This window comes from Pseudomonas sp. EA_35y_Pfl2_R5, from assembly GCF_963970805.1.
Taxonomy (GTDB): Bacteria; Pseudomonadota; Gammaproteobacteria; order Pseudomonadales; family Pseudomonadaceae; genus Aquipseudomonas.
The window spans coordinates 1-20,076 of the sequence record NZ_CAXAOW010000022.1; the positions used below are offsets into that span (position 1 = coordinate 1).

Sequence of the window (20,076 nt, forward strand, 5' to 3'; positions counted from 1 at the left end):
CTCCCGAACTACCTGGGCTGGCGCCGCATGCTTGAACGCTATCAGCAGCGTATTCAGCCCGTTCACTGTATCCAGGAGGCGGTTGGTCGGACCATGCAACACGTAATTGGGACATAGCCATAAAAAACACCCCGGCCAGCACGAACTGACCTGGGGTGTTTTTTATTGTGCAACCTTATTGAGACCGGCAGAGTTTAACCGAAGACGATTTCATCACCCTCAACCGTGCCCGTCACGCTGCTGCCGGGAGCGAACTTGCCGGCCAGAATCAGCTGCGCCAAGGGATTCTCAATCCAGCGCTGCACCGCACGCTTGAGCGGGCGCGCACCGTAGACCGGGTCGTAACCAACGGCTATCAGCTTGTCCAAAGCCTCACCGGACAGCTCCAGACTCAGCTCACGCTCAGCCAGACGCTGACGCAAACGGCTCAATTGGATTTGCGCAATACCGGCAATCTGATCGCGGGCCAGCGGCTCGAAGATCACCACTTCATCGATCCGGTTGATAAATTCTGGACGGAAATGTGTGCCCACCGCATCCATAACCGCTGCCCGCTGCGCCTCGCGGTCACCGACCAGCTCCTGAATCTGAGCAGAGCCGAGATTGGAGGTCATTACGATTACCGTGTTCTTGAAGTCCACAGTGCGTCCATGGCTATCGGTCAGACGGCCATCTTCCAGCACCTGCAACAGCACATTGAACACATCCGGATGAGCCTTCTCCACCTCATCGAGCAGAATCACCGAGTAAGGTTTGCGACGCACAGCCTCGGTCAGATAGCCGCCCTCCTCGTAGCCAACATAGCCCGGCGGCGCACCGATCAGCCGCGCCACGGAGTGCTTCTCCATAAATTCAGACATATCGATGCGCACCAACGCCTCCTCGGTGTCGAAGAGGAACTCAGCCAACGCCTTACACAGCTCAGTCTTGCCAACCCCGGTTGGGCCGAGAAAGAGGAACGAGCCGCTCGGCCGATTGGGATCGGACAGCCCCGCACGGGAACGCCGCACCGCATTGGCCACCGCGACCACGGCCTCGTCCTGACCGATCACCCGCTGATGCAGTAAGCCTTCCATCTTCAACAACTTATCGCGCTCACCTTCCAGCATCTTGCTCACCGGAATACCGGTCCACTTCGATACCACTTCGGCAATTTCTTCCTCGGTGACCTTGCTGCGCAGTAGCTGGTTCTCGCTTTTACCGTGTTGATCGACCATCTGCAGGCTACGCTCCAGATCGGGAATAATGCCGTACTGCAACTCGGCCATGCGGTTGAGATCGCCCTTGCGCCGCGCAGCCTCAAGCTCCTGCCGGGACTGCTCGATTTTTTGCTGAATCTGCGCAGAGCCTTGCACCTCGGCCTTTTCCGACTTCCAGATATCCTCTAAGTCGGCATACTCGCGCTCCAACCGCGCAATATCTTCGTTGAGCTTGGCCAGGCGCTTGATAGCCGCCTCGTCGTCCTCCTTCTTCAGTGCCTGGGCTTCGACCTTGAGCTGAATCAAGCGGCGTTCAAGGCGATCGAGCACCTCAGGCTTGGAGTCGATTTCCATGCGAATGCGACTGGCTGCTTCGTCGATCAGGTCGATGGCCTTGTCCGGCAACTGGCGATCGGTGATATAGCGGTGCGACAGCTTGGCCGCAGCGATGATCGCACCATCGGTGATGGCCACCTTGTGATGCACTTCGTAACGCTCCTTGAGGCCACGCAGGATGGCGATGGTGTCCTCTTCGCTCGGCTCATCGACCAGCACTTTCTGGAAGCGCCGCTCAAGGGCGGCGTCTTTTTCGATGTACTGGCGGTATTCGTTTAGCGTGGTGGCGCCGACACAGTGCAGCTCACCGCGCGCCAGGGAAGGCTTGAGCATATTGCCAGCATCCATCGAGCCTTCACCTTTGCCGGCACCAACCATGGTGTGCAGCTCGTCGATAAACAGGATGATCTTGCCTTCCTGCTTGCTCAGCTCATTAAGCACCGACTTCAGGCGTTCCTCAAACTCGCCGCGGAACTTAGCCCCCGCGATCAACGCCCCCATATCCAGCGACAGCAGGCGCTTGTCCTTCAAGCCATCCGGCACTTCGCCATTGACGATGCGCTGGGCCAGGCCTTCGGCAATCGCCGTCTTGCCCACGCCCGGCTCGCCGATCAACACCGGGTTGTTCTTGGTGCGGCGCTGCAATACCTGGATGGTGCGGCGGATTTCGTCATCACGGCCGATCACCGGATCGAGCTTGCCTTCTTCGGCGCGCTTGGTCAGATCGACGGTGTATTTATCCAAGGCTTGGCGATTTTCCTCGACGTTCGGGTCATTGACCGCATCGCCACCGCGCAGGTTGGTCACCGCGTTTTCCAGCGCCTTGCGGCTGACGCCTTGACCGAGCAGCAGCTTGCCCAGCTTGGTGCTGTCATCCATCGCAGCCAGCAGCACCAGCTCGCTGGAGATAAACTGGTCGCCCTTCTGCTGCGACAGGCGATCGGCCTGGTTGAGCAGGCGCGCCAAATCCTGCGAGAGATTGACGTCACCGGACGGGTTCTGAATTTTCCCCAGCTGATCGAGCTCCTTACCCAGGGCCAGGCGCAGGCTGTTGACATCAAAACCGACCTGCATCAGCAGCGGTTTGATCGAGCCGCCTTGCTGTTCAAGCAAGGCCTGCATCAGGTGCAGCGGCTCAATGGCTGCGTGATCAAGGCCAACAGCCAGGGACTGCGCATCGGATAGCGCGAGTTGCAACTTGCTGGTTAAACGATCAATACGCATAAACAATCAACCCTCGTGGTGGTGGCAGGCCGGCGCACTGAATCGCACCCAAACAGAAAGCCTGCGAGATGAAGAGTAGATGAGGACGATTGTGCGGGTTTCAAGCCGAGCGGCGTTGACCTGGGTCATTTGCCGCAGCAGTGCCGCAGAGGCGGCACATGAGGGTCAGTTGCCCAGCCAGATCAGGCTGGCAAAGCGCCCGGTTTGCGCCGAGCGGCGGTAGGAGAAGAAACGTGGATCGTTGAACGTGCAGAAATCGCCGCCGTACACCGCCTCGACACCACAGGCGGCCAGACGAATGCGCGCTAGCTGATAGATATCAGCCATAAATTTGCCCGAATTGACGCTGAGCTGAAATGCCGCGGCGGCCTGCGCATGCCGGGCGACAAAGGCTTCACGCACTTCCGCGCCCACCTCAAAGGCCTGCGGCCCAATTGCCGGCCCCATCCAGACCAGTACCTGATCTGCCGGCACCGCCAATTGATCCAGGGTGGCTTCAAGCACCCCAGCAGCCAGGCCGCGCCAGCCGGCATGGGCAGCCGCAACACGGGTTCCGGCACGGTCACAGAACAGCGCGGGCAGGCAGTCGGCGGTCATTACCGTGCAGGCGATACCTGGCTTGCTCGTCCAACTGGCGTCGGCTTCAAGCACCAGAGCAGGATTGGCCTCAACCACCGCGACACCATGCACCTGCTGCAACCAGGCTGGTCTGCAACCGAGCAGACTGACCAGCCGCTGACGGTTTTTCAGCACGGCCTTCGGGTCATCACCCACATGCCCGCCCAGGTTGCAATTGTCGAACGGCGCAACGCTGACCCCACCACTGCGGGTGGTGACGCACGTCTTTACTCTGGCCGGTGCGGGCCATTGTGGCGTTAGCCAGTCATGCATCCTGTCACCCTGCTCCCTGTTACCTACTCGTGTTAGCCGGACCGTTATCAGCCGATAAAGGCTTCACGATCCTGGCGCAACAACGTCAACAACCAGACAAAATCATCCGGCAATGGCGACTGCCATTTCATCCGCTCCCCGGTAATCGGGTGGTCCAATTCAAGAAAACGCGCATGCAAGGCCTGACGCGGGAACTCCTTGAGGGTCTGTACCATGCTCGGATTGGCCGCCGGCGGAATTCGGAAACGCCCGCCGTAGACCGGGTCGCCCACCAATGGATAGCCGATATGGCTCATGTGCACGCGAATCTGATGGGTGCGACCGGTTTCCAGCTTGACCCGCGCATGGGTATGCGAGCGATAGCGCTCCAACACCCGGTAATGACTGACAGCAGGCTTGCCGCCATCACTCACCGCCATGCGCTGGCGCTGCGAGGAACTGCGACCGATCGGCGCATTGATCTTGCCGCCGGAGGTGATCACGCCAATTACGATGCATTCGTAGATGCGGCTGACCGAGCGCTTCTGCAACTGATCGACCAGACGGGTCTGCGCTTCGATGGTCTTGGCCACCACCATCAGGCCGGTGGTGTCTTTATCCAGTCGATGGACGATGCCCGCGCGCGGCACGTTGATAATATCCGGCACGTGGTGCAGCAAAGCGTTGAGCAAGGTGCCATCGGCATGCCCCGCAGCTGGATGCACAACCAGACCGGCCGGTTTGTCGATGACCAGGATCTGCTCGTCTTCATAGACAATGTTTAGCGCAATGTCCTGGGCAATCCACTCGCCCTGGGCTTCCTGCTCGGCCTTCAGCGCCAGCAGCGCACCACCATGGACGATATCGCGCGGACGCAATACCTCACCATCAACGGTCAGCAGACCCTCTTTGATCCAGGCAGACAGACGCGAACGCGAGTGCTCGGCGAACAGGAGTGCGGCGATTTGATCGAGGCGTTGACCGCCCATTTCATAGGGCACCTCGGCGTTCAGTTCAATGATCTGCTTATTAATAGAGGACATGCTCGGCAACAGAGGGGGTCTAGCCTTTGGTTTCGGCTACACGCTTGTGGTTAAATACGGCGTCTTTGCCCCAGGGGTACCGGGGGCGCTCATCATAACAGGACGGCTTTGCTCAAGACAGCCGCCGTCACAGGGACGCAAGCCGCCATGCAAGTGAAACACCTGCTGCTGATCGCAATCCTCGCCCTCACTGCCGCCTGCTCATCGAAACAGGTGGTCGACGAAAACCTCAGCGAGGCCGAGCTCTACCAGCAGGCACAAGCCGACCTGGACAATAGTAGCTACACCGCAGCGGTGGCCAAGCTCAAGGCTCTTGAGTCGCGCTATCCATTCGGACGGTATGCCGAACAAGCCCAGCTGGAGCTGATCTACGCCTACTACAAGAACGTGGAGCCGGAAGCTGCCAAATCCGCAGCGGACCGTTTTATCCGCCTGCACCCGCAGCACGCCAATGTTGATTACGCCTACTACCTCAAAGGTCTCGCCTCGTTCGACCAGGATCGTGGCCTGATTGCCCGCTTCGTCCCGCTGGACATGACCAAGCGCGACCCAGGCGCCGCCCGCGACTCCTATAACGAGTTTGCTCAGCTTACCAGCCGGTTCCCCACCAGCCGATACGCGCCGGATGCCAAGCAGCGCATGATCTACCTGCGCAACCTGCTGGCCGCCTATGAGATTCATGTGGCGCACTACTACCTGACCCGCAACGCCTACGTGGCAGCCGCCAACCGTGGCCGCTATGTGGTGGAGAACTTCCAGGAAACCCCAGCAGTCGGTGACGGCCTGGCGGTGATGACCGAAGCCTACCAACGCCTGACCCTGGATGACCTGGCTGCCACCAGCCTGGAAACCCTCAAACTCAACTATCCGGATCACCCAAGCCTGGTCGACGGCCAGTTCGTCCCGCGTGAAGAGGAAGCCGACAGCCGCTCCTGGCTGGCCAAGGCCACCCTGGGCCTGATCGAAACAGATACACCGCTACCACCGGGCGAAACCCGCGCCAGCCAAGACGTGATTCGCCAGTACGAAGATGCCGAAGAGCAGATTCCAGACGAACTCAAGACCGGCTCCGGCGAAGAACAGCCTAGCCGTTCCTGGTTCAGCTACCTGACCTTTGGCCTGTTCGACTAAGCCGGCAAAGCACTGAGAAAGGGAGGCCAAAGGCCTCCCTTTTTATTGACCAAGTGCCGATACCGGGCTGCCCGCAACCTAGCAGCTAACCACCAAACGCTGCTTATCGCTCAAAGCATCGAAAACAACGCCCGCACACTGTTTCAGCGCTGGGCGCACACAGACGGGTTAGCTAAACTGCCCGCTTACCGATAGTAAAGAGAGCGCCATGGGCTTGTTCCGCTTATTGTTCTGGATTGCCATCATTGCGGCCGCGTTTTGGCTGTGGCGACGCGTTACCCGACCAGCAGCCCCACGCACCGAAGAGCACGATACCAGCGCAGCTCCGACCCCTATGGTGCGCTGCGAGCATTGCGGCACCCATGTACCACGCGAGCATGCACTGGCAAAGGGTGAGCAGTGGTTCTGCAGCCAGGCGCACCTAGAACAAGGCCCACAATCCGGTGAGCGCTGATTTATCGCTGAGCGGAGAGCAAAGCTGGCGAATCCTGCGGCTCTATCACCTTTACCGCCTGGTTATCGGCATCACCCTGGCACTGCTGATTTCCAGCGAGTTCGACGCACAACTGCTCGACATGATGCACCCAGCGCTGTTTCGCAATGGCAGCTGGCTGTATCTGATACTCAACGTCCTTGTCATCGCTACCGTGCGCCGCCCCAAGCGCCTAGCACAGGTATTCAGCCTGGCCCTGGTCGATGTGATTCTGCTCTCCGGCCTGTTCTATGCCGCCGGCGGCACACCTAGCGGCATTGGCAACCTGCTGATTGTCGCTGTAGCGATCGCCAATATTCTCTTGCGTGGACGTATCGGCCTGCTGATTGCCGCAGTCGCCGCTACAGGCATGATCTACCTGACGTTCTACCTCAGTCTTAGCCGGCCAGCTGCTGCAGCGCAGTACGTTCAAGCCGGCGCACTTGGCGCACTGTGCTTTACCGCAGCACTGTTTGTGCAGGGGCTGACACGTCGCCTGCAAGTCAGCGAAAACCTAGCCGAGCAGCGCGCTGCCGACGTGGCCAACCTGGAGGCTCTGAACGCACTGATCCTGCAGCGCATGCGCACCGGCATCCTAGTGCTGGATGAGTTGCATCGCGTACTGCTGGCCAATCAGGGTGCCAACCACCTGCTTGGGCATGCCGACCTGACAGGCAAGATTCTCGACCCGCATTGCCCCGAACTGATCAAACGCATGCAGCAATGGTCTCACAACCCAAGCCTGCGCCCTGCCAGCCTGCAAGCAGCGCCCGATGCTCGCGTGCTGCAGCCGAGTTTTATTGCCCTGCAGCGCGGCGCGCACAAACACACGCTGATCTTTCTTGATGACATCTCGCAGATCGCCCAGCAGGCGCAACAACTCAAGCTCGCCTCGCTGGGCCGACTGACTGCCGGTATTGCCCACGAGATTCGCAACCCACTGGGGGCAATCAGCCACGCCGCACAGCTGCTGCAGGAGTCGGAAGAGCTGGAAGGTCCGGACCTACGCCTGGCGCAGATCATTCAGGACCACTCGCGGCGGATGAACCTAGTAATCGAGAACGTCCTGCAATTGTCGCGACGCCGACAGGCCGAACCACAATTGCTGGACCTGAAATACTGGCTACACCGCTTCGCCAGCGAGTTTCGTAACAGTGCCGCGCCAGGCCAGACTCTGCATCTGGAAACCAGCAGCGGCAGCATTCAAACCCGCATGGATCCGCATCAGCTCACCCAGGTGCTCAGCAACCTAGTGGAAAACGGCCTGCGCTACAGCGCGCAAAAGAATAAACACGGCCAAGTCTGGCTAAAGCTATTCCGCGACCCAGAGAGCGAGCTGCCGGTACTTGAGGTGCTGGACGACGGCCCCGGCGTTGCCGAAGAGCAACTGCACCACCTATTCGAGCCGTTCTACACCACGGAAAACAAGGGCACCGGCCTGGGCCTGTATATTTCCCGCGAGCTATGCGAAAGCAATCAGGCTCGCCTCGACTATAAACTCCGTGAAGGTGGCGGAAGCTGCCTGCGTATCACCTTCGCCCACCCGCGCAAACTGAGCTGACCATGACCCGCCAGAGAGCCCTGATCGTCGATGACGAACCCGATATTCGTGAACTCCTGGAAATCACTTTGGGGCGCATGAAGCTCGACACCCGCAGCGCGCGCAACGTCAAGGAAGCTCGCGAATGGCTAGCCAAAGAGCCCTTCGACCTGTGCCTGACCGATATGCGCCTGCCTGACGGAACCGGACTGGAGCTGGTGCAACATATTCTGCTGCGTCACCCACAAGTGCCGGTGGCGATGATCACCGCCTACGGCAGCCTGGATACCGCGATCAACGCCCTGAAAGCCGGCGCATTCGACTTTCTGACCAAGCCGGTGGACCTCGGCCGCCTGCGTGAACTGGTTGCCGCCGCCTTGCGCCTGCGCAGTGCCGATGGTGAAGAGCTGCCAGTGGACAGCCGCCTGCTCGGCGACTCACCGCCGATGAAGGCGATGCGCAAACAAATCCTCAAGCTGGCGCGCAGCCAAGCACCGGTGTATATCAGCGGCGAATCCGGCAGCGGCAAGGAGCTGGTCGCCCGCCTGATCCACGAACAAGGCTCACGTGGCGAACAACCCTTTATTCCCGTTAACTGCGGCGCCATCCCCACCGAGCTGATGGAAAGCGAGTTCTTCGGCCACAAGAAGGGCAGCTTTACGGGCGCTATCGAAGACAAGCAAGGCCTGTTTCAAGCGGCCAACGGTGGCACCCTGTTCCTTGATGAGGTCGCCGACCTGCCATTGCCGATGCAAGTTAAATTGCTACGCGCGATTCAGGAAAAAGCTGTACGCGCCGTCGGCGGCCAACAGGAGCTGATTGTCGATGTGCGCATCCTCTGCGCCACCCACAAGGATCTGGCCGGTGAAGTCGCGGCGGGGCGCTTCCGCCAGGATTTGTACTACCGCCTCAACGTCATCGAACTACGCGTGCCCGCCCTGCGCGAGCGCCGCGAAGACATCGCCCTGCTGGCCGACATCATGCTCAAGCGCCTGGCCGACGGCACCGGTCTCAGCCCGGCCATACTGGATGACGACGCGCTGGAGAAACTCAAGAGCTACCGCTTCCCAGGCAACGTGCGCGAACTTGAGAACATGCTCGAACGCGCCTACACCCTGTGCGAGGACGACCGCATCACCACCAGCGACCTGCGCCTGGCCGACAGCGTGCCGCTCAGCGAAAACGGCGAAGCCAACCTCGCGCAAATCGATAATCTGGAAGACTACCTCGAAGCCATCGAGCGCAAACTGATTATGCAAGCGCTGGAAGAAACCCGCTGGAACCGCACCGCTGCAGCGCAGCGCCTAGGCCTGAGCTTCCGCTCCATGCGCTATCGGTTAAAGAAGCTTGGCATCGACTAACTTTCGTCACAACACAGTAAGTACGGGAGGAGCGTTCACCGCGAAACTCCTCTCACAACCAGTCGACTCAAACAACCGCACGCAACCGCCTAGCCGGCGCATAGGGCGATGGGTCCATAATCGGCTCACGCCCGAGCATCAGGTCCGCTAGCAGCTGGCATGACGCTGGTGCCAGTACCAGCCCATTGCGGTAATGCCCGCAGTTCAGCCACAGCCCATCATGCCCTGGCACCGGCCCAATAAACGGAATGCCCTCAGGTGAACCAGGCCGCAGCCCCGCCCAGTGACCCACGACCTCCGCACCAGCCAGCGCCGGCAACAACTCGATAGCGGAGGCTTTTAAGCTGGACAGCGCCTCATCAGTTGGTGTCTTGTCGAAACCGGCATGTTCAAGCGTGCTGCCTATCAGAACATGTCCATCACGTCGCGGAATCGCATAACGCCCTTTGGCCAACACGATGGCAGGCAGAAAGTCTTCGGCGCACTTGTACAGAATCATTTGCCCCTTGACCGGCACCACCGGCAACTTGATGCCGAGGGTTTTCATCAACTCACCGCTCCAGGCCCCCGCTGCGAGCACCACCTGATCTGCGTGCATGTCTCCGCGGGCCGTATGCACACCTGCGACACGCCCACCCTCACGAATAAAACCGCTGACAGCACAATGCTCATGCAAGGTCACATTAGGCATCTGCTGCAACGCCGCACGTAGCGCCTTGACCAAGCGCGGGTTACGCACATTCGCCACATCAGCCACCCGCACCGCCCGCCCGAAGCCTCCAGACAGCGCCGGAACCGCCCGCTCTACCGCCGCAACATCCACACGCTGCAACGGCCGACCCTCTCGCTCCGCCCAGGCAAGCGCCTCAGCCTCGTCATCAAGATCCAGCCAGTACAGGCCCGTGACATATACCTCTGGATCAATCTGCGTCTGCGCCAGCAACTGCTTACCCAAACGAGGATAAAAATCCTGCGACCAATGTGCTAACGCGGTCACTGCGGGGCTATAACGCCAAGGGTAAAGCGGCGAAACGATACCGCCACCAGCCCAGGAGGACTCTCCCCCAAAACCACCCGAATCAAACAACTCCACACTCAACCCTGAACGAGATAGTTGCAGGCCGGTTAAGAGACCAGCTACCCCGCCACCTACAACCTGAAAATCGCTCAACTTCACCCCCAAAACTTGCCTCGCGGGAGGCCAGCGTCTAAACACAGTCAGTGCCTGGAAGGCTTTAATCACACCATACAAGGATGACTTAATGCTCAATTTATTTCAGCGGGGTACAACCCTGCTTGAATTGCTCACAGTGCTTTCTCTTTTGGCGCTATTGGCAACAATAGGATTGCCAAGCTTTGTTGCTCTCGTCGAGAAAAACCGCCTCATTGCTTTGCTTGATGAGCTGCATAACACCTTACAAGAAGCACGCACTCAGGCCGTCACACAAGCCAGAACGATCGAAGTTTGCGCCTACAAACAAGGCACAGTATGTGGTGCGGACTGGAGTGGCGGGTGGATTTTACGGACCGTAGGCACAAAAGAAATCCTTCGCATCAACACAACATCGCACACAGAAGGCTCAATGCACTGGAGCGGCTACAGCAAAACAATACGCTTCCGTTCAAACGGCAGTAGCCCAACGAGCAACGGGCGACTGGTTGTATGCAGGCACAACGATGTTATTGGCCAACTGATTGTTAACCGGCAGGGCCGCATTCGGCATGGCTCTCGCGACGAAAACCATGCCGAACAGAAACGGTGCATCTAAGGAAGTCTTGAGAGAATTTCGGCTCTCTCAAGCCAGCAGTGCCGTATTTGCCAGAAGACTCTCGGAAATCAAAGCTTTTCAGCCCGCTAGAACCTTGGTTAACACCAAGAACCGTGGACCAATCGACGTCATAGAGAACCACACAACCGATCATCCACCCACGCTAGCCGATTGTCATCAAGCACAGGACTCTCCTCGCGCGCTGAGTCATGATATGAGTAGATTTTTAATGGAGTAAATCATGTCACGCACAACAGGCATGCGCGGATTCACCCTGATAGAACTGATGATCACGCTGGTGCTGCTAGCAATCCTTGTCGCTATTGCGGTACCCAATTTCACCAACCTAATCAACCAAAACAGGATTCAAGCACAAGCCGACGAGCTTAAAGCTTTCCTACTATACGCACGCAGCGAAGCAGTCAATAAAAACGCCGTAATTACCCTCACCATCAGGGACGATGATCCTTGGCTTCTTGAGCACAGAAATGAAGCTATACGGCAGTTCGAATACAGCGCTGGCACTGTACTTGCGCGTACAGCGGCCGGCGAGGTCAAATTTAGAGGTAACGGCACCGCGACAACTGCCTCTTTCACGGTATGTGAAGGTACCGACAATGAAAACGGTTACTTCTTGGAAATACAAGCGAGCGGCGCAATAAACCTATTCGCGAGAGGAAAAAAAGACGCCACTGGCTCCACCGCCCTAGACAATTGCACACTGTGAGTAAGTACACATGATCAATAACAAAGGCTTTAGCCTGATAGAGGTCCTAGTGGCACTGCTGCTTACCACTATTGGCATACTTGGCATGGTTGCCCTGCAAGGGCGAAGCATTCAGTACACTCAGGACTCAGTGCAACGCAACACAGCAGTTGAACTCACCAATGATTTGATAGAAGTAATGCGAGCCAATCCGAATGAACTCTTCAACATGGCCCCCCCACAGTTCCCAATGAACAGTGGCATAAAAGAAAACTCCATTTTTTTCAAGGCTAAAGGAGAGGCGCTCGACAACCGTGAGGACTGTGTTCTCAATGCCAATACTATTCCCAAAACAGCTAAAGAGCTCAGGGATTGCTGGGCCGAAAATGTAGAAGCCAAACTTCCCGGCGGCGAAGAAATTTTTGAAAGTAACGTATACGTATGCCGCAGCTCAACTCCAGGAGCATGCGATAACAAGGGATCAATGCTTGAGGTGCAGCTGGCATGGCAAACGCAAGAAGGAGGCTGCTTAGATTCCGCCGACACTGACGCCAGCGTGTGCACCTACTCCATACGGGTGGAACTATGAATTCGATAAAGAAACAAATCGGTTTATCCATGATAGAACTATTGATTGCGCTTGCCATCAGTAGCTTTTTGATTCTCGGCATCACTCAAATTTTTGTTGATAACAAACGCAACTATGTATTCCAGCAAATGCAGGCATCAAATCTTGAAAGCGGTCGCTTTGCTGCATTGATGCTCAATGATTATCTCGGCAAAGCCGGTTATCGCCGCTCCCCCTCTGAGCTACTTGAAACGGCATTTCCACAACGACCTGAGGATGGTGACTGCCTGCAGTTCACCGCTGGCAGCGCGATAACTGGGCTAAAAACAGATACCGGATTCTGTATACGTTACCAACCCGTGATTAACGGGGAGCTGGACTGTCAGGGCGAAGCAAACAGTACATTTGACGACAGCAAAGCCTTTATCCCCCCCCCCGTCACCAGCATGATCGTGCTGGCAATTAAATATTTACCCGGCGATAGCAATAAACTCCATGAGGGTAGTCTTCGCTGCAAAAGCCTGAATGCAACCGCACCTCAATATGTGGAGCTCATTAAGGGAGTGGCCAGTTTACGCTTGGACTTCGGCGTAGGGAAAACAGACCTACTGGAAAAACAGGTCAGCACATTTATCCCTCAAAAAGACTGGACCGCCACCAGCGGGGCTATCCGCAGCGTACGCTACCAAATGCTTCTGGCCAGCCGTGAAAACCAGCGCGACAGCGATGACTCGAAAATCCTTACCGATTGGCTAGAAAACTCAACCGCCGCAGAACAAACCATTATTAATACCAATGATAAAAAACGAATTTATCAAGTAGCGGGCAACACCCAGACACTTAGGAATCTCATGCCATGATAGCGCCCCCAAAAAAATCGCAACGCGGCGCAGTACTTTTAGTTGCCCTCGTAATGCTGCTTATAATCACCCTGCTCGCCGTAAGCAACATGCGGGGCGTAACACTTGAGTCCCGCATCACCGCGAACCGCGCACATGAAGCACAAGCCCGCAACGTAGCCGATGCGGCAATTCGCGAAGCTGAGTTTCGTTTCTACGGCCCCAGCAATCTCGCCGACAAGCTAGAGCCTAACGCATCGAACTGCGCAACAACCAACAAGCTCGTAGTTACTGGCAACAATAAACCCTGCCTGCTCGATATTGTTAATGCGCCCACCCGACTTTCGTTTGTTAACGAACCTTACACATTAACAGAAAGCAATAAATCTACCGTCTTGTCTTCAATATCAAATAACGGTCTTGCCTGGATGCCCTACACCGGATTAGATCCTAAAGACTCCACTGAGGCTAGCGATGTATATAACGCCCAATGGAATAGCATTTTGGCCACAGAAAACAGCAACGCTGCAATTAACGCAGAATACGGCATGGTAGCCGAAGGCCAGGGCACATATTTCTATTTAAATAACGGCAAGGCAGGCAACAACCTGTACTTACAATCAACTAACGCCAATATTTACCTCGGCCTTAACAATTGAGAGCTGATGCCATGAACAAAAGACTTATCAACACCTGCAGCAAAACATTAATCAGCTCGCTTATAGGTATTATTGTACTTAGCTCTGCCAATGCTTACGCGACAGTATCTCAAAGCCCATTAAGCCTGACAGTTGGTGTACCGCCGAACATGCTGTTGACTATTGATGACTCTGGCAGTATGCGCTGGGCATTTGCACCCGACAACAAAAATGGTGAATCCGCAACACGTAAAGCAAAATCGAACGTCTTTAACCCGCTCTATTACAACCCTAAAGCGAGCTACCGCGCCCCGATTGTTTTCGACACGGCAGGTAATGAAAATCAATTATCGACCACCTTCACGAACGCGAAAGTAAACGGCTACAACAGTGCTAGGGGAAACCTAAACCTTTCAGACAACTATAAAGTCTCGTGGACTTACGTGCTTGAGGAGGGGCTGAACACCAGCTACGGTTACAGCAACACCAGCAACCGCCTTGCGGAAAACCCCCTAACAGATTTCAGCGCTACAGTTACACGGACAAGTAACGGCACATCAACTGTGACCACGCCCGGGGGGATAAAATTCTCGATCACCCGCACGGGCAGCAATAGCTGTACGGCCGTTGCCAACCTAACAGGTGTATTCACCAATCGGCCTGCAGACTGCAGCAGACCAGCTGCCAACACATACACAGCCACACTCGCCCGCACGGGTGTGCCTGCATATTATTATGCTTACGATGCAACCAAAGCCCCGGGTTGCACCACTGATAACGATAACTGCTATGCACTGACTTTTGTTCCTGCGGATCAGCAGCAGAACTTTGCCAACTGGTATTCCTTCTATCGCAACCGTGGTCTTGCGACTATTTCCGCTGCCGCCCTAGCGTTCTATGACTTGTCACCTGCCGTACGCCTAACTTGGCAAAGTTTGACTAACTGCACCACCTTTAGTGGTAATGGCGGTGATTGCCAAGACAACGCACTGAAGGCCTACTCTCCCGAACACAAGGGTCAGCTCTATTCCTGGCTGCAGAACATCAACTTCAATTCAGGCACACCTTTACCAACCGCATTCAAACGCGCCGGTGAGTTTTTCAAAACCGCTGAAGCATGGCAGAAAAACCCTGGCGGCTCGGGCAATACCACACAGAACACTTATGCATGTCGTGGTAGCTACCACATCATGATGACTGATGGTATTTGGACGAGCAACGTAGCGGCACCGAGTAGCTTTCGTGACGACGGCTCTAGTTTTGCCCTACCAGATGGCCTGCGTACTTACTCCGGTATAGCCCCGTATGCAGATAGTCAAAACAACACCCTGGCCGATCTCGCTATGCACTACTGGGCGACCGACCTAAACACTAGCCTCGGCAATGAATTGCCCGCGTTCATACCGTTCAAAAGCGGTGATGCCGCCACCGACTATTGGGATCCTCGCAACGACCCGGCAACTTGGCAGCACATGGTTAACTTTATGATGGGGCTGGGACTATCCGAAGCGCTGAACAAGCCTACGATCCCCTGGGAAGGCAGCACTCACAAAGGTACTGGTTATAACGCCTTGAAAGCAGGAACGGCAAACTGGCCAGCCGCAACTGCTACGGGGGGGGACAATAATATTTACGACCTATGGCATGCTGCAATTAACTCCCGTGGCGAATTCTTCAGCGTCGACAGCCCTGAAGCCATGGTGCAAGCGTTCGACGATATTCTCTCGCGCATTGCCGACCGTAAATCCACTGCAGCCAAGCCTGCAATCAACTCAGGCCAAGTCAGTGAGGACGTAAACGACTTGGGGACTATCAAAACTGTCTCCTATCAAACCTCATACGCCAGTGACGACAACTGGTCGGGCGATGTGAAGCGCTTCGAGAAAAAGTGGAACCCCCAGACCAATACAATTGAATCGTCTGAAATCTGGAGCGCCAAAAGCAACGTGCCAGGCTGGCAAACGCGCGCGATCAAAATTGCCGGAGGCGGCAATACCGGCCTTACTGACTTTTCTTGGGCAAACGCTGGCGCAACCACTACTGCGGGAACGCTGGCTAATCTATTAAGTAAAGACCCTGAAAATGGCAATGCGACTGATACCAGAGGCCAGGCACGCCTTGAATTTTTACGCGGCAACCGCAGCGGTGAGGGCACAACCTTTCGCCAGCGCAGTACGGTTTTAGGTGATTTTTACTCATCTAGCCCGGCGGTAGTATCAGGCCCGCGCAATCTGGTTAATTTCTCTAATCGCCTTGAAGGTAATACCGCGTACTCCACATTCGTCAGCGCGATAGCTGATCGTACACCACGTGTTTACGTCGGCGGTAACGCCGGTATGCTGCACGGTTTCAATGCCAACACGGGCGTCGAAGAGTTCGCGTTTGTTCCAAGCGCAGTTTTCCCGAAATTGAACAAGCTCACCGGTACAAACTACAGCCACGAATACTATGTAGAAGGCACTCCGGTAGTAGCCGATGTGTATGACGGAACCGAGTGGCGGACTATCCTCGTGGGAACTCTGAAGGCGGGTGGAAAGTCAATTTTCGCCCTGGACGTTACAACTCCAGGGCAAGAAAAACTGCTCTGGCAGTTTGATGAAAACAGTATCATTGCAGCAGATGCAGTAAAAATGGGCTTTAGTTTTTCCCAGCCAACGATCGCGCGCTTACACACTGGGAAGTGGGCAGTAGTGTTTGGAAACGGATATGAAAGCGCGGGCAGTACCAACGGCAAGGCAGCGCTGTTTATTCTCGATGCAATGGAAGGTACTTTGCTCACGAGCCTTGAGGTGCAAGGCGTAACGGGTGTAGCCAATGGTCTTTCAACACCCAAGCTCGGCGACTTTAACGCAGACGGTGTGGCAGACTATGCATATGCTGGCGACCTGCAGGGCAACGTTTGGCGCTTCGACCTGCTTCGTAACGGTCGTGACAAAGACAATCCATTCATTACATCTGACGATAGTGAAACTGCGATCAGCAACTTCGAAGTATCTTATGGTGGTAATCCTTTGTTCCGCGCTGTTGCGGATAATGGCACTAGCCGGCAAACAATTACCTCTGCCCCAAGCCTTGTCCGCCACCCAACTGGCACTGGTTACCTGGTAATTTTTGGCACAGGCCGGTTCTATGAAACCGGAGACAAAGACGGTGACAAAAGCATGGCGCAAACGGTCTACGGCGTCTGGGATGAAGAAACTCTTGGCCAAAATAGTGGCAACCCAAACATAAGCCGCAGCAGTTTGCAGCGGCAGACCTTTGTAACGCAAACGTCCGTCTCGAATGGTACCGATACACGCCAAGGTCGCGTGATTAGCGACAACGCTGTGCGCTGGCAAGCTGAAAATGGACAACCGGCACAAAATGGCTGGTATTTGAACCTCAAGCAGTCCGATGGCGAAATGGTCGTGGAAAATATGTCGCAACTTGGTCGAACTATATTCTTCCAGTCGCTTATCCCGAACGACGACCCCTGTGGCGACGGCGCCAGCAACTGGACCTATGCAATTAATCCGTTCACTGGTGGTAAAACACCTCAGAATGCATTTGATTACGTACCTACATCGGATATTGGCAGTTCAAATGTCTCGGGGATTCGCCAAGATGGCGAAGGAGGGACAACAATATCGCAAAACTCCGATGGCAAGTTCCAGCTGTGCACCGGACAAGAATGCGTCAACGTCTATCCAGACCCCTCAAGCTTGGGTCGTCAGTCCTGGCGCAGAGTTGAAGAGGCGGAATGATATGCAATCTAAACTCGTGCCATCTTCACGGAGCACCATATGAAACTGACGCAAAGTGGCTTCACGCTAATTGAAATAATGATCGTTGTTCTAATCATCGGCGTTCTTGCGGCTATCGCTTACCCTAGCTATGACGAGTACGTAAAGCGTGGTAATCGTGCAGAGGGGCAAGCATTGCTTAGCGATGCTTCAGCTCGCCAAGAACGTTACTTTGCGCAAAACAATGCTTACATCACCACAGACGGCGATATTGCCAAACTTGGCCTGAAAAACGGTAACAAATCAGAAACCAACAAATACACACTGACTGTAACCAAGGTCGATGGGGATGGGGGCTACACCCTCACCGCGGAACAAGCATTCAATGATGCTAAGTGCGGCAACCTGAAGTTGGACGCTCTGGGGAAAAAAGACCGTACCGGAAGCGACAAAAGCATAAGTGACTGCTGGCGCTGATCTGGATGTAAAAAGGCCGGCTAACTCAGCCGGCCTTTTTATTTATACCGAATAACCCAATTGCATCCACCGCTTCAAAAAATAGAGCACATACTACAAAGCCTTGGGGCGCAACTCCTTCGGCATCGAAAACGTCACATTCTCTGGCCGCCCCAGCAATTCATGCGCACCAGTTGCACCCCACCTACTCAGCTGTTGAATCACGCCCTGCACCAATACCTCTGGAGCTGATGCACCGGCTGTAATACCAATACCTGCAACGCCCGCAAACCACTCCTGCTTGAGGTCCTCAGCCCCATCAATCAGGTAGGCAGGGGTGCCCATGCGCTCAGCAAGCTCACGCAGGCGGTTGGAGTTGGAGCTATTGGGACTACCGACAACCAGTAGCACATCGCACTCAGCGGCGAGCTGTTTGACGGCGTCCTGGCGGTTCTGGGTGGCGTAGCAGATGTCGTCCTTGCGTGGACCGCCAATAGCGGGGAACTTGCTGCGAAGGGCGTCGATGACTTTGCTGGTGTCGTCCATCGACAAGGTGGTCTGGGTGACGAAGGCGAGCGCTTCTGGATTGCGTACCTGCAGTTCGGCGACGTCTGCTTCGTCTTCTACCAAGTAGATGGCGCCGCCGTTGCTGACGTCGTACTGGCCCATTGTGCCTTCAACTTCAGGGTGGCCTTCGTGACCGATCAGGATGCATTCGCGTCCCTCGCGACTGTAGCGCACCACTTCCATATGCACCTTGGTCACCAATGGGCAGGTGGCGTCAAAGATCTTCAGCCCACGCCGCTCAGCCTCGTTGCGTACAGCCTGGGATACACCATGAGCGCTGAAGATGACGATAACGTCGTCAGGAATCTGATCCAGCTCTTCAACGAAGATTGCGCCACGTGAACGCAGGTCCTCGACCACAAACTTGTTGTGCACCACTTCATGGCGCACGTAGATCGGCGGACCAAACACTTTCAGTGCGCGGTTGACGATTTCAATGGCGCGGTCGACGCCGGCACAGAAGCCACGGGGATTGGCGAGTTTGATATACATGCTGGTTATCTCGGCGCGCGTAAACGAAAGTTGCCGTCGGCTGGGTTAGCGGCACATTGCAGCGTAAGCCACGACGCCATCTAGCCCAGCAGCACGGCGCCCGACATATGAACCATGGTGGGTTACGCCGCGCCAAGCAACATGCTGCAAGCTCAAGCTGCGCCTGTGCGGCAAACCCACCCTACAAAATTATTGCGCTGATCAGAGCGCTTTGACCTCAATAATTTCCACATCAAAGCTAAGCGCCTTGCCGGCCAGTGGATGATTGAAGTCAATAGTCACCTGGTTATCGTCGAAAGTTTTGACAACACCGGGCAGCTCGGCATTCGCGGCATCGTTGAAGATCACCAGTAGGCCTTCGGACAGCTCCATATCCTGAAACTGGCTGCGCGGCATGACCTGGATATTCTGCGGATTGCCTTGACCAAAGCCCTGCTCCGGACTGATCGACAGACTGCGCTTATCGCCCGATTTCAAGCCATAGATGGCCTGTTCAAAGCCTGGCAGCAGATTGCCGTCGCCGACCTTGAAAGTGGCGGGCTTTTTATCGAAGGTGCTATCCACCACATCGCCATTGTCCAGCTTGAGGGCGAAATGCAGGGTCACCTGCTTATCCGGGCCAATACGCACATCAGTCATTTGCCTGTTTCTCCGGACTTTTCACTTTTGAACATATCCAGCGCCAGCAGGATGGCACCGCCGGTAATCGCCATATCGGCCACGTTAAAGGCTGGGAAGTACCACTGCTGATGCCAGTGCAGCAGGATAAAGTCGACCACGTGGCCAAACACCACGCGATCAACCAAATTACCCAGCGCGCCACCCAGCACCAAGGCCAAAGCCACTGCCAGCCAGGTTTCGCCTGGACTGAGGCGCTTGAGCCACACCACCAACACCGCACTGACCACCACCGCAATCGCGGCGAAGAACCAGCGCTGCCAGCCGGCGGCATCGGCCAGAAAGCTGAATGCGGCGCCGGTGTTGTAGGCCAGGGTCCAGCTGAAGTAATCCGGAATGATCACGATCTGCTGGTACATGCTTAGGTTGTTGTCGAACCAGAACTTGCTCGCCTGATCGACCACAAACACCAGCAGGCTCAGCCACAGCCAGGCCAAACGGCCGAAACGACTGGCGTTAGGCATG

The 20,076-nt window shown here is 55.9% G+C and carries 18 protein-coding genes and 1 pseudogene; 12 read left to right on the top strand and 7 right to left on the bottom strand.

The window, feature by feature from the left end:
• Positions 1-117: pseudogene (locus AACX99_RS21145) on the top strand (IS1595 family transposase); the annotation flags it as partial.
• Between the two features lie 77 nt (positions 118-194).
• Here the strand turns inward: AACX99_RS21145 and clpB are convergent.
• From clpB to rluD, 3 genes are all read right to left on the bottom strand, one after another.
• Positions 195-2,759: an ATP-dependent chaperone ClpB gene (clpB, locus tag AACX99_RS21150; protein ID WP_339414390.1), complete on the bottom strand. Its 2,565-nt coding sequence runs from the start codon at positions 2,757-2,759 to the stop codon at positions 195-197.
• A 165-nt stretch (positions 2,760-2,924) separates the two neighbouring features.
• Positions 2,925-3,650, bottom strand: a complete 726-nt coding sequence (pgeF, locus tag AACX99_RS21155) for a peptidoglycan editing factor PgeF (RefSeq protein WP_339414391.1) — start codon at positions 3,648-3,650, stop codon at positions 2,925-2,927.
• Between the two features lie 47 nt (positions 3,651-3,697).
• On the bottom strand, positions 3,698-4,672 hold the full coding sequence (gene rluD / locus AACX99_RS21160; protein WP_339414392.1) for a 23S rRNA pseudouridine(1911/1915/1917) synthase RluD: 975 nt from the start codon (positions 4,670-4,672) through the stop codon (positions 3,698-3,700).
• Positions 4,673-4,819: 147 nt separating this feature from the next.
• On the opposite strand from rluD, the gene AACX99_RS21165 reads away from it, so the two are divergent.
• The 4 genes from AACX99_RS21165 to AACX99_RS21180 all read left to right on the top strand — a co-directional run bounded on the left by AACX99_RS21165 (position 4,820) and on the right by AACX99_RS21180 (position 9,176).
• Positions 4,820-5,803 (top strand): outer membrane protein assembly factor BamD, encoded by a 984-nt coding sequence (locus AACX99_RS21165; protein ID WP_339414393.1) that lies wholly within the window; start codon positions 4,820-4,822, stop codon positions 5,801-5,803.
• Positions 5,804-6,011: 208 nt separating this feature from the next.
• Positions 6,012-6,257 (top strand): PP0621 family protein, encoded by a 246-nt coding sequence (locus AACX99_RS21170; RefSeq protein WP_339414394.1) that lies wholly within the window; start codon positions 6,012-6,014, stop codon positions 6,255-6,257.
• Complete coding sequence (locus AACX99_RS21175; protein ID WP_339414395.1) at positions 6,247-7,836, top strand: sensor histidine kinase; 1,590 nt, start codon at positions 6,247-6,249, stop codon at positions 7,834-7,836. The genes AACX99_RS21170 and AACX99_RS21175 overlap by 11 nt, the downstream gene beginning before the upstream one ends.
• Before the next feature lie 2 nt (positions 7,837-7,838).
• Positions 7,839-9,176, top strand: coding sequence for a sigma-54-dependent transcriptional regulator (locus AACX99_RS21180; RefSeq protein WP_339414397.1), 1,338 nt, complete (start codon positions 7,839-7,841; stop codon positions 9,174-9,176).
• A gap of 67 nt (positions 9,177-9,243) precedes the next feature.
• Here AACX99_RS21180 and thiO read toward each other — a convergent pair whose 3' ends face one another.
• Positions 9,244-10,353 carry a glycine oxidase ThiO gene (thiO, locus tag AACX99_RS21185; protein WP_339414417.1) on the bottom strand — a complete coding sequence of 370 codons (1,110 nt, stop codon included), beginning with the start codon at positions 10,351-10,353 and terminating at the stop codon, positions 9,244-9,246.
• Between the two features lie 85 nt (positions 10,354-10,438).
• Here thiO and AACX99_RS21190 point away from each other — a divergent pair, with 85 nt between their 5' ends.
• The 7 genes from AACX99_RS21190 to AACX99_RS21220 all read left to right on the top strand — a co-directional run bounded on the left by AACX99_RS21190 (position 10,439) and on the right by AACX99_RS21220 (position 17,895).
• Entirely contained in the window at positions 10,439-10,945 is a 507-nt protein-coding gene (locus AACX99_RS21190) for a GspH/FimT family protein (protein ID WP_339414398.1), read from the top strand.
• Positions 10,946-11,186: 241 nt separating this feature from the next.
• On the top strand, positions 11,187-11,672 hold the full coding sequence (locus tag AACX99_RS21195) for a GspH/FimT family pseudopilin (protein ID WP_339414399.1): 486 nt from the start codon (positions 11,187-11,189) through the stop codon (positions 11,670-11,672).
• Positions 11,673-11,682: 10 nt separating this feature from the next.
• On the top strand, positions 11,683-12,240 hold the full coding sequence (gene pilV / locus AACX99_RS21200; protein ID WP_339414400.1) for a type IV pilus modification protein PilV: 558 nt from the start codon (positions 11,683-11,685) through the stop codon (positions 12,238-12,240).
• The gene (locus AACX99_RS21205; RefSeq protein ID WP_339414401.1) at positions 12,237-13,079 is read left to right on the top strand and encodes a PilW family protein; all 843 of its coding nucleotides are present in this window, start codon (positions 12,237-12,239) and stop codon (positions 13,077-13,079) included. Before pilV ends, AACX99_RS21205 begins: the two co-directional genes overlap by 4 nt.
• On the top strand, positions 13,076-13,717 hold the full coding sequence (locus AACX99_RS21210; protein WP_339414402.1) for a pilus assembly PilX family protein: 642 nt from the start codon (positions 13,076-13,078) through the stop codon (positions 13,715-13,717). Before AACX99_RS21205 ends, AACX99_RS21210 begins: the two co-directional genes overlap by 4 nt.
• 11 nt (positions 13,718-13,728) lie before the next feature.
• On the top strand, positions 13,729-17,439 hold the full coding sequence (locus tag AACX99_RS21215; protein WP_339414403.1) for a pilus assembly protein: 3,711 nt from the start codon (positions 13,729-13,731) through the stop codon (positions 17,437-17,439).
• Between the two features lie 39 nt (positions 17,440-17,478).
• A complete protein-coding gene (locus AACX99_RS21220) occupies positions 17,479-17,895 on the top strand; it encodes a type IV pilin protein (RefSeq protein WP_339414404.1) in 417 nt (138 codons plus the stop codon).
• Positions 17,896-17,988: 93 nt separating this feature from the next.
• On the opposite strand, the gene ispH is transcribed toward AACX99_RS21220, so the two are convergent.
• From ispH to lspA, 3 genes are all read right to left on the bottom strand, one after another.
• Positions 17,989-18,933 (bottom strand): 4-hydroxy-3-methylbut-2-enyl diphosphate reductase, encoded by a 945-nt coding sequence (gene ispH / locus AACX99_RS21225; protein WP_339414405.1) that lies wholly within the window; start codon positions 18,931-18,933, stop codon positions 17,989-17,991.
• A gap of 201 nt (positions 18,934-19,134) precedes the next feature.
• On the bottom strand, positions 19,135-19,572 hold the full coding sequence (gene fkpB, locus AACX99_RS21230; RefSeq protein WP_339414406.1) for an FKBP-type peptidyl-prolyl cis-trans isomerase: 438 nt from the start codon (positions 19,570-19,572) through the stop codon (positions 19,135-19,137).
• Positions 19,569-20,075, bottom strand: coding sequence for a signal peptidase II (lspA, locus tag AACX99_RS21235; protein WP_339414418.1), 507 nt, complete (start codon positions 20,073-20,075; stop codon positions 19,569-19,571). The genes fkpB and lspA overlap by 4 nt, the downstream gene beginning before the upstream one ends.
• Between the last annotated feature and the right edge of the window lies 1 nt (position 20,076).